This is a genomic window from Streptococcus mitis (assembly GCF_001281025.1).
Taxonomy (GTDB): Bacteria; Bacillota; Bacilli; order Lactobacillales; family Streptococcaceae; genus Streptococcus; species Streptococcus mitis_AK.
The window spans coordinates 1,503,791-1,517,611 of record NZ_CP012646.1; the positions used below are offsets into that span (position 1 = coordinate 1,503,791).

10 protein-coding genes, 2 tRNA genes and 1 pseudogene are annotated in these 13,821 nt (G+C 39.1%); 1 reads left to right on the forward strand and 12 read right to left on the reverse strand.

Annotation, left to right across the window (positions count from 1 at the left end; all coding sequences use genetic code 11):
* Positions 1-59: 59 nt before the first annotated feature.
* The 12 genes and pseudogenes from RN80_RS07355 to parE form a co-directional block, all read right to left on the reverse strand.
* Positions 60-131, reverse strand: a tRNA-Gln gene (locus RN80_RS07355).
* 9 nt (positions 132-140) lie between these two features.
* Positions 141-221 (reverse strand) — tRNA-Tyr (locus RN80_RS07360).
* Positions 222-270: 49 nt separating this feature from the next.
* Positions 271-501: a DUF2969 domain-containing protein gene (locus tag RN80_RS07365; protein WP_000037113.1), complete on the reverse strand. Its 231-nt coding sequence runs from the start codon at positions 499-501 to the stop codon at positions 271-273.
* 97 nt (positions 502-598) lie between these two features.
* The gene (locus RN80_RS07370) at positions 599-2,566 is read right to left on the reverse strand and encodes a peptide ABC transporter substrate-binding protein (protein ID WP_060628498.1); all 1,968 of its coding nucleotides are present in this window, start codon (positions 2,564-2,566) and stop codon (positions 599-601) included.
* 22 nt (positions 2,567-2,588) lie between these two features.
* The gene (locus RN80_RS07375; RefSeq protein WP_060628499.1) at positions 2,589-3,611 is read right to left on the reverse strand and encodes a branched-chain amino acid aminotransferase; all 1,023 of its coding nucleotides are present in this window, start codon (positions 3,609-3,611) and stop codon (positions 2,589-2,591) included.
* A 135-nt stretch (positions 3,612-3,746) separates the two neighbouring features.
* The gene (gene parC, locus RN80_RS07380; RefSeq protein WP_080998524.1) at positions 3,747-6,218 is read right to left on the reverse strand and encodes a DNA topoisomerase IV subunit A; all 2,472 of its coding nucleotides are present in this window, start codon (positions 6,216-6,218) and stop codon (positions 3,747-3,749) included.
* Between the two features lie 52 nt (positions 6,219-6,270).
* Positions 6,271-7,005, reverse strand: coding sequence for a CPBP family intramembrane glutamic endopeptidase (locus RN80_RS07385; RefSeq protein WP_060628500.1), 735 nt, complete (start codon positions 7,003-7,005; stop codon positions 6,271-6,273).
* A complete protein-coding gene (locus RN80_RS07390) occupies positions 6,986-7,855 on the reverse strand; it encodes an aminoglycoside 6-adenylyltransferase (protein ID WP_060628501.1) in 870 nt (289 codons plus the stop codon). The genes RN80_RS07385 and RN80_RS07390 overlap by 20 nt, the downstream gene beginning before the upstream one ends.
* Positions 7,845-8,357, reverse strand: a complete 513-nt coding sequence (locus RN80_RS07395) for a hypothetical protein (RefSeq protein WP_049496459.1) — start codon at positions 8,355-8,357, stop codon at positions 7,845-7,847. The genes RN80_RS07390 and RN80_RS07395 overlap by 11 nt, the downstream gene beginning before the upstream one ends.
* Before the next feature lie 97 nt (positions 8,358-8,454).
* A pseudogene (gene fic, locus RN80_RS09980) lies at positions 8,455-9,028 on the reverse strand (protein adenylyltransferase Fic).
* A 161-nt stretch (positions 9,029-9,189) separates the two neighbouring features.
* Positions 9,190-11,010 carry a DUF262 domain-containing protein gene (locus tag RN80_RS07410; RefSeq protein ID WP_060628502.1) on the reverse strand — a complete coding sequence of 607 codons (1,821 nt, stop codon included), beginning with the start codon at positions 11,008-11,010 and terminating at the stop codon, positions 9,190-9,192.
* A gap of 89 nt (positions 11,011-11,099) precedes the next feature.
* The gene (gene parE / locus RN80_RS07415) at positions 11,100-13,043 is read right to left on the reverse strand and encodes a DNA topoisomerase IV subunit B (protein WP_060628503.1); all 1,944 of its coding nucleotides are present in this window, start codon (positions 13,041-13,043) and stop codon (positions 11,100-11,102) included.
* A 135-nt stretch (positions 13,044-13,178) separates the two neighbouring features.
* On the opposite strand from parE, the gene plsY reads away from it, so the two are divergent.
* On the forward strand, positions 13,179-13,820 hold the full coding sequence (gene plsY, locus RN80_RS07420; protein ID WP_049513679.1) for a glycerol-3-phosphate 1-O-acyltransferase PlsY: 642 nt from the start codon (positions 13,179-13,181) through the stop codon (positions 13,818-13,820).
* Position 13,821 lies beyond the last annotated feature (1 nt).

The following is a 13,821-nucleotide window of genomic DNA, read 5'->3' on the forward strand; positions in this document are numbered from 1 at the left end:
ATTATAAAAATAAAATACCCTAAGATATTTTGATTTTTATCTTGATTATTACCTAAGAACTGGGGTAGCTGGATTCGAACCAACGCATGAGGGAGTCAAAGTCCCTTGCCTTACCGCTTGGCTATACCCCATTGATGAAATGGAGAGAGAGGGATTCGAACCCCCGAACCCGAAGGAGCGGATTTACAGTCCGCCGCGTTTAGCCTCTTCGCTATCTCTCCTACAATCAACATGGACCATTATATCATGAAAATTTCAAAAAAACAAGACTTATTTTGCTAAATTATAATTTTCAATCAAAATTTCCACAGCTTTTTCCAATTTTTTATAAAAACTATCGACATTCCCATTCTTTATAATGGCAAATTGTCCATCTAATTCGGCAATTTCTCCGATAACTTTTTTACCAATGGTCAAGGTATAGCCTTCAAAACTGTCTTTTCCTACATTAACCTTGGCATCTGCTACTTGAATTTCAATTTTTTTATCTTTCTTACTCATTTCATACCTCTCTTCACTTTTTCTATTTTACAAGAAAATCCTAAAACTAGCAAGAAAAAACTCTATATCAGGCTTGTCTGATATAGAGTTTTATGCTTTATTTAATGTGTTTTTCTAGTTCTTTTTGGTACTTACCATTTGATTCCAATTTTTCTTTTTGCCATTTTTTCAGTGCTTCTTCATATTCTTTTGTTGTAACAATATCTTTTTGCAATTTCATTCCTTTAAAGATATATGGGTCACCTTTAATACCAACTTGTGAGTATGGTTTTGAGAATGGCACGACATTACTTACAACTGGAGAACCACCAGATGAGGCTGTCGGCATCAATAATGAACTATCTGTCAACCAAGCTTGAGCCTTGGCATATTTTTCATAGCGTTCTTCAAGATTTGTAGTTTCTGAATCTGCATCATCCAATAATTTCTTATATTGGTCCAAACCAAGTTTCGCTACGACATCCTTATCTTTCCCTTTAATAATACCAAGGTGTTTCATAGCAGAACCTGATTTAGGATCCATGATATTCAAGTAAGATGCTGGGTCTTGATAGCTTGGAGCCCATCCTGTACTGTTCAAATCATAGTCTTTTTGAGAAGGAACACGCGCTTGAGAAGTGATTGTTTCCTTTTCATTATCTGTCATTTGAAGAACATCGATGACAACATTTTCAGCACCAAGAGTTGATTCGATAGACTGTTTGAAAGAGTTGCTTTGTTGAACGGCGATGGTATCTGTTTGTTCAACTGGGACATCCAAGTGAATTGGGAAAGTTACCCCTTTAGATTCCAAGTCTTTCTTAGCTTTTTCGAACGCAACTTTAGCCTTGTCAGGGTTGTAGATAGAATCCTTACCGTCAACTAGCTCAACACCTTTCCATTGGTCACCATAGTTCACCAACTCTGCTTGAGCGATTTGACCAAAGTTTTTACCACCTGCTTGCACAAAGTTATCTGGAACGAGACTGTTACGAATAATCTTGTCCGCACCGTCTTCACCATTTAGCTGGGCAGCATAAGAATGGCGGTTGAAGGCAAAGTTGATAGCCTGACGGAAGTCCTTATTAAGCATAGCTTCTTTTGTAGAAGTCTTTTGTTCTTCACTTGTTTTCGCAGTTTTATTATATGACTGACGATTTACGTTAAAGGTGAAGTAATAACTACTTGAGTCCTGTGGGCTATAAGTGATTTTATCTCCGTATTGTTCCAAAGTAGAAGCAAAGTTTGAGCTACTTGGGAAGAGACGGGCTGTCGTATAGGCACCAGAAGAGAAGCTACGAATCAACGATTCCTGATCAGAACCATCGTAGTAAGTCAATTTAATCTTTTCGATTTTTACCTTTTCTTTATCCCAGTAATTTGGATTTTTCTCATATTCGATCAACGATTTAGACGTCAAGGTCTTCAAGATATAAGGACCATTGTAGAGAATTCCTGCTGGAGTAACTGCTCCATAATCTTTACCTGATGCCTTCAAAAACTCTTCATTTACAGGCAACATCGTTGCTGTGGTGACTTTAGAGTTCCAGAAGCTTTCTGGTTTGTTTAGGGTATATTCAACTGTGTAATCGTCCAAAGCCTTGATACCAACTGTAGAGAAATCATTAGTCTCACCAGTCATGTAGGCATCCAAGCCCTTGATTGAATTTTGGATGAGAGAGACACCGTCTGACTTACCGTCAGCTACGTGTTTTAGTCCTGTTACAAAGTCATGGGCTGTTACTTCTGCATATTCTTCACCCTCAGAAGTGTACCATTTAACTCCTTTACGAAGTTTATAGGTATAAGTCAAACCATCTTTGGACACAGACCAATCTTCAGCCAAGGAAGGAATAACATTTCCGTATTGGTCATTTTCCATCAATCCATCAACCACATTCCCGATGACATCTGTTGTAGATGTACGAGTCGCTACACTATAGTCCAAAGACGCTGGATCTACTGCATAGACATATGAAAATGTTGTCGGTGCATCTGCTTCTTTATCAGCTTTTCCACAAGCCACTAAAAGAGCTGTTGTGCTCAGGACTACTCCTGCTGTTAAGAGCCACTTTTTCGATTTCATAAAAAATCTCCTTTAGTTAATTTTAATCTACTTTTACAATCCAACCTTCTGGCGCTTCAATATCGCCAAACTGAATTCCTGTCAATTCATCATAGAGTTTACGAGTCACAGGACCTACTTCTGTTTCACTATAGAAAACATGGAAATCATCACCGTGTTGAATACCTCCAATTGGAGAAATAACCGCTGCTGTACCACAGGCACCTGCCTCTACAAAACGGTCAAGGTTATCAATCGGGACATCCCCCTCAATAGGAGTCAAGCCCAAGCGGTGTTCTGCCAAATAAAGCAAAGAGTACTTGGTAATAGATGGCAAGATAGATGGACTCAATGGTGTTACAAATTCATTATCAGCAGTAATTCCAAAGAAGTTAGCTGATCCGACTTCTTCAATCTTTGTATGAGTTGATGGGTCTAGATAGATAACATCTGAGAAATGACGTGACTTGGCCAATTTCCCTGGTAAGAGACTGGCAGCATAGTTCCCACCAACCTTAGCCGCACCTGTACCATTTGGAGCAGCACGGTCGTATTCATCCTGAATCAAGAAGTTGGTTGGAACCAAACCACCCTTAAAGTAATTTCCAACTGGCATAGCAAAGATGGCGAAAATGTATTCCTCTGCTGGTTTAACCCCAATAATATCTCCGACACCAATCAAAAGAGGGCGAAGATATAGGGTTCCACCTGTTCCGTATGGTGGTACGTATTCTTCATTCGCACGAACAACTGTCTTACAAGCTTCTACAAACATTTCTGTCGGAACTTGTGGCATCAAGAGACGGTCACATGTACGTTGCAGACGTTTGGCATTTTCATCAGGACGGAACAGTTGAATACTGCCATCCTTAGTACGATAAGCTTTCAAACCTTCAAATGCTTGTTGACCATAGTGAAGACTTGGAGAAGACTCTGAAATATGCAAGGTTGCATCCTCTGTCAACTCTCCTTGATCCCATTGTCCATTTTTAAAATGAGCAATATAGCGATAAGGTAATTTCATATAGGAGAAACCAAGGTTTTCCCAATCAATCGTTACTGTCATATCCCACTCCTTATTCTAAAAACCTATTTCTTTTATTCTACACTATTTTTATAAAATAGCAAGTATATTTTGTAATTTTCAGAAAATTTCTTCAATAAAAAAGAACCAGCTCTTAAAACTGATTCTTCATTTCACTTATTTTGCTTCTGTAAATACTTCTTTAAAATAAGCGTCAAAAACTTCTTCATCTGAAATCGTATCAGAAATGAAGCTTCCGTTGCTAGTGCGTTCTGACAAGTTCAAGTCTTGCAATCGGCTTTCATAGATTGTTCCTTTGTTGGATTGAACAAGTAGCGTTTGGTCATTTTCTTCCACTTCAGTACTAAATAGCTCACCAATAAATCCTTGCTCTGCAACTGCTCCTGCTAAGAAGACACGATGCGGTTTATTTTTTAGCTCACGCAAGACTTGTAACCCACGTTTGGCACGGCTGGTTGCTGGAATTTCCTCAATAGAAACACGTTTTAAACTACCACGTTGGGTCAAGAGATAGAAGGATGAGGTGTTACAGATAAAGGCAGATTGGAGGACATCATCTTCTTTCAAATTCATAGCCTTGACACCTGCAGCCTTAGCACCGACAACTGGTACCTCTTCGATATTGAAACGAAGGGCGTAACCATTTTGGCTAATCAAAAGAACATCATCTAGTTTAATCGGAGCCACTGCTACAATCTGGTCTGTATCGTATTTGAGCTTAGCATACTTGACAGACTTAGACTTGTAGGTTCGCCATGGAGAGAATTCTTTGCGTTCTACACGCTTGATTTGACCGAAACGAGTCGCCGCAAAGTAGGTTGTCGCATCATCAAACTGATCCACTACTTCCACATAAAGGATTTCTTCGTTAGTTTCAAAGTTTGTGATGGTTTGGCTCAGATGCTCACCGATATCCTTCCAGCGAATATCTGCCAATTCATGGATTGGTCGATAAATGACATTTCCAAGAGTCGTGAACATCAAAAGATGCTGCGTTGTCTTGGCAACTTGTACAAAGATCAAACGGTCATCATCACGTTTGCCAATTTCTTCCAGAGTGGATGCCGCAAAGGAACGTGGACTGGTACGCTTGATGTAACCTGCCTTGGTCACGCTGACGTAGGTATCTTCCTCGGCGATCAGACTAGCTGTATCAATCTCGATTACTTTCGCAGTGTCTTCTAAGCTACTCAAACGCGGAGTCGCAAACTTCTTCTTAACCTCACGAAGTTCTTTCTTCATGAGATTGTACATAGTCCGCTCATCACCGATAATAGCCGCCAGCATGGCAATCTTTTCACGAAGTTCTGCTTCTTCTTCCTGCAAGACAACCACATCGGTATTGGTCAAACGATACAGTTGCAAGGTTACGATAGCCTCAGCCTGCTCTTCTGTAAAATCATAGCTAACCTTGAGGTTTTCCTTGGCGTCCGCCTTATTCTCAGAAGCACGGATAAGAGCAATGACTTCGTCCAAAATCGAAATCACGCGAATCAAACCTTCAACGATATGGAGGCGTTTCTCAGCCTTTTCCTTGTCAAAGCGTGAACGCGCCAAAATTACTTCACGACGGTGGGCAATATAGCTAGACAAGATTGGAACGATCCCAACCTGACGAGGCGTGAAATTTTCAATCGCCACCATATTAAAGTTATAATTGATTTGTAGGTCAGTATATTTGAATAGATAGTTGAGAACAAGCTCCGTATTCGCGTCTTTCTTGAGCTCAATCGCGATACGAAGACCGTCACGGTCAGACTCATCACGAACCTCAGCAATCCCAGCTACCTTGTTATTAACACGAACATCATCGATTTTCTTGACTAGATTAGCCTTGTTGATTTCATAAGGAATCTCAGTAATAACGATTTGTTCCTTACCGCCTTTTAGCTTTTCAATCTCAGTCTTGGAACGAACAACAACGCGCCCTTTCCCAGTTTCATAGGCCTTCTTGATTTCATCACGACCTTGGATGATAGCTCCTGTAGGGAAATCTGGCCCAGGCAAGAATTCCATGAGTTTTTCAACTTTGGCCGTTGGATGGTCAATCATGTAAACCGCCGCATCGATAACTTCGGCCAAATTATGAGGTGGAATGTCCGTAGCATATCCAGCTGAAATCCCAGTCGAACCATTGACCAAGAGGTTTGGAAAGGCTGCAGGTAAAACAGTAGGTTCTTTCTCGGTATCGTCAAAGTTCCAGGCAAAAGGAACGGTCTTTTTCTCGATATCCTGAAGAAGATAGCCAGCAATTTCAGACAAACGTGCCTCGGTATAACGCATTGCCGCAGGCGGATCACCGTCCATAGAACCGTTATTACCGTGCATTTCAACTAGAATCTCACGGTTTTTCCAGTCCTGCGACATACGAACCATGGCATCATAGATAGAACTGTCACCGTGTGGGTGGAAATTCCCCATGATGTTACCGACAGACTTGGCCGACTTGCGGTAGCTCTTGTCAAAGGTATTGCCATCCTTATTCATCGAATAAAGAATGCGGCGCTGAACCGGCTTCAAGCCATCACGAATGTCTGGCAAAGCCCGGTCTTGAATAATGTATTTGGAGTAGCGACCAAAGCGCTCTCCCATGATGTCCTCCAAGGACATATTTTGAATGTTAGACATAATAATTCTCTTTTTAGTGTTTTATTGTAAAGTAAATCTATATTTTATAAATTTAACTGTTTCTTTGTAGGTAGTGAGAAAAGAAGAGCAATCCTACTAATCCTAGAATGAATAAAAGATTAATTTTAATAACAAATAAGCTAAGTAGGGTATTAATTAGGCCGTGAAAAATGGCGCAAAAAAGGACCGACTTAGTCTTTTTGAAAACAGCTGCTAGAAGAATACTGAGATGAATTGCAAATAGACTGAATAATATAAAAGGCATCCCACTTTGGGAACTTCCAATCACAAACCATAAAGGTACATGCCATATTGCCCAAATACAACCTGTTATCAAACCGGAAATCCAAAAGGAGAATCTAGTTTCCAAAGTTGGTTGCAAGATCCCTCGCCATCCCAATTCTTCTTCGCCACCATAAACACAGACTGCACTCAAAAAAACAACTAACAAATTTTCTAGTGGAAAAGCCGTATTAAGCTCCTTAGAGGAGAAAGCAATGACACCTGTCTGCACGAAAATTAGTAAAAGAAATAACAAAATATATTTCTTTGAGTCCCCTAAGATAAAAGAGACTATGCTTTTAATGGATTTTTGAGGCAAACAAGAAATGGCTGCAATGGTTGGACCGAAACCTCCTAGTAAATGGAGAAAAACTCCTAGTGGACTTGTTAGACTTAAGAGGCTCATTTGCGTCAGAAAAGCGAGCAATCCCCAACCAAATCCCCAAGAAATGAGAAAACTAATCAGTAAAAATTTTGTTATCTTATTATTTTGTAAATATTTCATTTGTTTCTAGTCTCTCCTTAGCATACTCAATCATCTTCTCAGCAGTTACTTTGTCATATTGGAAGCCGGTTTTGAGAGAGAAGGCCTGCGCTTCTTTATGGAAAAAGTTCATGGTAGCCAAAAGAGACTTGGTGAGGCTTTTCTGGTCAAAAAAGTCAAGCAAGGCTGTAAATTCTTTCTCTTTCTCAGCAGGCAAATACTGAAAGAGGTACTTGTAGTTCTTGCCAACATCGACCATTCCCTTATCTGCTGCCACTTGCCAAGCTAAAAGCTTGAGCAATTCTTGTTGGCAGATTCCATAGAGATGGTCCGTCGCATAGATGACTTGATGGCGACAGATTCCTTTAACCACGTAAGCTGACACCCACCAAAATTCATTGCAGGAATTTTTAAAATCCATTTCAGTAGCTGAGATTATCCAGTAACGCTCTGGATTTGGGAAATAAGGTTCAAATAAATTTTCTGGATCTTCTAAAACAGTGAATCCTGCTTCACTGTCCACCCATTCTTGAATGTATTCTTTAGGGCAAAGACTTAAATCGATACGATTGCCATCTTCAAAAAGCATGAGATAAAGACAACGATTACCAAGACTGACTTCTTGCTCAATAATGCGTTTCCCAAACTGATTCAACCAAGAAAGGTCACTCGTCAGATTATCAAAATCATCCACAATATAGACCACATCATAGTCTTGAAATTCATCTTTTGGAGCTTTTGCATCAGTTCGTGAACCGGACATAGCGACAGCCTCGACTTTTAGACTTTTTGCGGTTTGTAAAATTAATCTTAGCATTTGCGCTTCACTTCTATGTTGTCTGCACATATCTTTTATAGAATTATTTTTCATTGCCGTCTTGCTCCTCTTGTTTTTGGATGCCTCGTATTCTTTTCATCTCAAGTTCTCCTACTATCAATTGGACAGTTGAACAAATCCCCAAAACGATTAAAATAAAATAAAACAAATTCATATCGTTTCTATGATATATTTGAAAGCTTCTCCATAATACAAAAGTATTTACTAATGAAAGAAGGAAAAGTAAAATAGCATTGAATAGGAGTGTTATAGCAAACTTACTCTTAAAATACCTATAATGTTTTCCAATCCGATAGAGGGTATATAGTGAGAAAACAATCATCAAAGGTGTGAAGGCAAGTGCATATAATAAGATAAACCCTATTCCTGAGTATGGTTTACTTTCCATTGGTAGATCTAATAAACAGATACCAATAGTGAGGATGTTCAATATAAACAAGGATACTGTGCGAGCACACTCTTTTCTACCTTTATTGGTCATTAAATCATATATAATTCCAAAAATGGCCAAGAGAACAAGGAAAAAAGGCATCATTAATAACGTAATCAATCCAGCACCTCCAATAGTTTTAGCGATTGTTTACCTACAAAAGATGATCGTCACCTTTACTTGAACTTCATAAATCCCTTGTCTACCCTTCGTAATAATATGAAGCATCCACACCTTTAAAGAAACGGGCCTGAGTGAGGTCATCAGTTTGATTATTCAAGAGGAGATACTTGAGTTCTCCAGTCGACACTGCACTACGCTTCATGGCATTCAGGTATTCATCCTTATCAATGGCGTTCCAATCTACCACTTTACCCAGCTTCTGACGCAGCATACAATCTAGCCAAATCCGCATGGCTCGTCCATTCCCCTCTCGGAAAGGATGAGCAATGTTCATATCCGCGTATTTATCGACAATCTGGTCAAAATTCTCTGAGGGAGCTTGTTAATGTAGCGCAGCGATTGCTCCAAAAACATGCGGGGCGCAAACTAAAAATCGTCCTTGCCGATATTGACGTCGCGAATGTGTACAGCGAAATCGTAGATGTCGCCAAAAAGCTGGGCGTGGATAGCCGACAAGCCAACAAAGGTGCCGACCTCAAAGGCAAACAACTGCCCACTCCCAAAGAGTTGCTTGACTCTGACCTTAGTCAGGCGCTCCTCCTTGCGTGCCAGTTTCGCGCTACTGGTTATCCCCATTTATTATCTAAAACCACGGCTACCTTCTTTCTTGTTGATAAATTTGCGCCAATCCCTCCAAGCTGACCTTTTTCTGCCAGCCGTTTTTTTGAAAATAAACCGCTAGCAAGTTTTTAGTCAGGTGATTTTTAATCAGTTAGTTTATTGACATGCATATAATTATGTATTACATCATCTATTACTTTAGTTCATTAGAAATATGATCGTATAAAAACTCAGCCATGTACTTTCGCCTTTGAGCAAAGTCATCTTCATTAAATTGAATAACACCATCCTTTTTAAAAGTATCTAAAAATAGCTTAACATTGCTATACAGACTATTTTTATAGATAACCTCTTTCTCCTTAACTGATTTATCATCGGCGAGATTATTTAGATGTTCTTCCAACAAGATCATATTCCCAATGTTATTTACTTTATCTGGATTATCTTTTGATTCAGGAATAATATGTTCTATTGAATATCCCAGTAAACTTTCATTTCCCCCTACGATTTCTTCAAATCTCCGCAATGAATATTTTGTTATAAGGTTTGATTTCTTATCCTTTTTAGATCTCGTTTCTTTTTGATAAGACAACTTACCAAAATTATCCACAAATTTCTCCCTTGATGGCAATAAAGCAAATAATTCCTTTTTAAAATCTTCCAGAATTTTTGGTAACTCTTCATTACTGGCTTTATAGATTTTTCTTGCAGTATTGGCATACCGTGTTTCTAATTTATTATTTGGACTTGAAGTAATTGCATTATACAAATAGTGAAAGTTTTCTAAACTTTTTATAAAACCAATTAAAATCTTCTTCTTTATTTTGGGCTTCTTAGGATCAATCACATTATATCTTTCACATAGTACAAGAATAAGTAACTGGGATTGTTGTATAGAGAAGTAGTCGGTCAAACAAGTAATTGAATAATTGAATCTTTTAATATCTTTATCAGACCAGTTATGTTTTTTAAACAAATCTTCGTCTTTATTAAAAACTTTTACATATAATTCAGAAGATTTTTCAAGTTGTTGTAAAAACTCTAGGTAGTCATTTTTATTAATTTTTTTCTTGAAATTTTTATATAATTCTGATTCTGTACTATTTGAATTTCTTGAAATCCAGTAATATCTATAAAATTTCTCTTTTGAAATTGGTCCTTTAAATTTAGATAAATTATCTGTTATATTTTTCCAAGTTTCTCTAGCATCATCTTTGGGAACGATCTTATCCTCTACAGAAAAAATTTCATTTTTTATCATATCTAAAGAAGACAAACTCTTACCTTTAGAATTTATATTTTCAAAAATAACATTGACACTTTCTTCCTGCTGTGAAGAAATATATATGACTTGACTATTTAATAGTTGATCTCGTAATAGCTTCAATAACTCTTCATGCGAAAGATTATATTTTTCTAATATATCCTTTAAATTATTCTCTCTAAGTTTCTCAATAAAAAATTCATAGGCGTATTTTATACAACGTTCCTCATCAGTCAGATCATCTTCATTCTTCTCCCGATTAAGAATATGCTGATAATTCTTATAATAATCTTGGAATTTCCCATTATCATTTACATATAATCTTTTTTGTATCTTATCCGCAAAATAACTTCCTGCTGTATCGTTTTTTAAAATAACAAATTCTTCCCCATCATCATTTTCAGCAATCACATAGTCCCAAACCTTATTAGCCAATGTTTCTCTGATATCTAAAAATGACGCAGACAAAGCCGATAAAAAGATCGTAAAAGTTGTCATTCTTTGTTGACCATCAACGATTTCTATTGGTTTATTAGGTTGTATCATATCACCTATCAAAATGATTGTACCAAAAAAATACTCACTTGTCTTAATATCTCCTTCTTGTTCAGTTAATTGACCTAATATATCATTCCAGAAATCTATCAATTCCTTGCTATTCCACGAATACTCTCTTTGGTATCTAGGAATTAAATAAGTTTTTTTCGATAATAAATCGCTTATTTTTATAGGTTGAACGGTAAAATCCATAAACTACTCCTTATTATGTGGATATTTATTTTCTAAATTCTTTAGTTTAAAATTGGTAAGCCATATCTTCTTATGCAAACAGTTTCTTCTTAAAACACTGTCGCTTCTTCCAGCGTAAATTTGACATTATCTTCAATCCACTTGCGGCGTGGTTCGACCTTGTCGCCCATGAGGACATTGACACGGCGTTCTGCGCGGGCTAGGTCTTCGATTGTGACACGGATAAGAGTGCGGGTTTCTGGATTCATGGTTGTTTCCCAGAGTTGGTCTGCATTCATCTCACCAAGACCTTTATAGCGTTGGAGTGTTGCGCCTTTACCGAACTGCTTGCGGAGTTCTTCAAGTTCTCCGTCTGTCCATGCGTAGGCTACTTCTTCTTTCTTGCCTTTGCCTTTGGACATCTTGTAAAGAGGTGGAAGGGCGATATAAACATGTCCTGCCTCAACTAGGGGACGCATGTAACGATAGAAAAAGGTCAAGAGCAAGGTCTGGATATGGGCACCGTCGGTATCCGCATCGGTCATGATAATGATCTTGTCATAGTTGGCATCTTCAATGGAGAAATCTGCTCCCACACCCGCACCGATAGTATAAATCATGGTATTGATCTCTTCATTTTTGAGGATATCCGCCATCTTGGCCTTGGCTGTATTGATAACCTTACCACGAAGAGGCAAGATAGCCTGGAACTTGCGGTCACGACCTTGTTTGGCAGAACCACCGGCAGAATCCCCCTCGACTAGATAGAGCTCGTTCTTAGCTGGATTCTTAGACTGGGCTGGTGTTAATTTACCCGACAACAAGCCCTTGTCTTTCTTGTTTTTCTTACCATTTCGGCTCTCATCACGTGCTTTTCGTGCCGCTTCGCGAGCATCACGCGCCTTGATAGCCTTGCGGATAAGGTTAGAAGCCAATTCACCATTTTCCATAAGGAAGAAGGTCAACTTATCTGCCACAATTCCATCCACAACCGGGCGAGCTAGTGGACTTCCTAGTTTGTCCTTGGTCTGACCCTCAAACTGCAAATGTTCTTCAGGAACTAGAATAGAGAGGACAGCCGCTAGCCCCTCACGATAGTCTGACCCTTCAAGGTTTTTATCTTTTTCCTTGAGGAGGCCTGTCTTACGCGCGTAGTCGTTCATAACCTTGGTAATGGCAGACTTGAGTCCTGTCTCGTGCGTACCACCATCTTTGGTGCGAACGTTATTGACAAAGGATAGAATGTTATCTGAAAATCCATCATTGTACTGGAGAGCTACTTCCACTTGGAAACCATTGTCTTCCCCTTCAAAGTAAAGGACTGGCGTCAAGGTTTCCTTGTCTTCGTTCAAATAAGAAACAAAGTCTTGTACCCCATTCTCATAGTGGAATTCAATCGCTTCATCTGTTCGTTTGTCCGTCAGAGATAAGGTCACATTTTTTAAGAGAAAAGCTGATTCATTGAGGCGCTCTGAAATGGTATTGTACTTGAAGTCTGTCGTAGAAAAGATAGTCGAATCAGGCATAAACGTAACCTTGGTACCTGTCTTAGACTTATGCGCTGTACCGATTTTCTTCAAAGTCGTAACAGGTTTGCCACCATTTTCAAAACGTTGCTTGTAAACTGCACCATCACGAGTAATTTCAACTTCCAACCAGCTTGATAGGGCGTTTACAACGGAAGATCCAACCCCGTGGAGACCACCAGAAGTTTTATATCCTCCTTGACCGAATTTTCCTCCGGCGTGAAGAATAGTAAAGATAACCTCAACTGTTGGGATTCCCATAGCGTGCATACCTGTCGGCATCCCACGTCCGTGGTCTTGCACAGTCAAACTCCCATCTTTATTGATGGTCACATCGATACGATCACCAAATCCAGACAAGGCCTCATCGACTGCATTGTCGACGATTTCCCAGACAAGATGATGGAGTCCAGCCCCATCAGTCGATCCGATATACATCCCCGGACGTTTACGGACCGCATCCAACCCTTCTAGCACCTGAATGGCATCATCATTATAATTATTAATATTGATTTCCTTTTTTGACACAAGGAACCTCCTATTCGTTCATCTTTACTATTCTACAGGTTTTCCAAGGATTTTGCAAAATTTTTCTTTCTCCGGTGTGACAATTTCAGAAGAGATTCTCTGCCTTTCTTCTTCATTTCATGATATAATAGGAGTATGATTACAATAGTTTTATTAATCCTAGCCTATCTGCTGGGTTCGATTCCGTCTGGTCTCTGGATTGGACAAGTATTCTTTCAAATCAATCTGCGAGAGCATGGTTCTGGAAATACTGGAACGACCAATACCTTCCGTATTTTAGGAAAAAAAGCGGGAATGGCAACCTTTGTGATTGACTTTTTCAAAGGAACCCTAGCAACCCTTCTTCCGATTATTTTTCATCTGCAAGGTGTTTCGCCTCTCATCTTTGGACTTTTGGCTGTTATTGGCCATACCTTCCCTATCTTTGCAGGATTTAAGGGTGGCAAGGCTGTCGCAACCAGTGCGGGAGTGATTTTCGGATTTGCACCTGTCTTCTGTCTCTACCTTGCAGTTGTTTTCTTTGGAACCCTCTATCTTGGTAGTATGATTTCACTATCTAGTGTCACAGCATCTATCGCGGCTGTCATCGGAGTTCTACTCTTTCCACTTTTTGGTTTTATCCTGAGCAATTATGATCCTCTATTCATCGCTATTATCCTAGCACTGGCTAGTTTGATTATCATTCGGCATAAGGATAATATCACACGTATCCAGAATAAGACTGAAAATCTTGTCCCTTGGGGATTAAACTTAACCCATCAAAATTCTAAAAAATAAA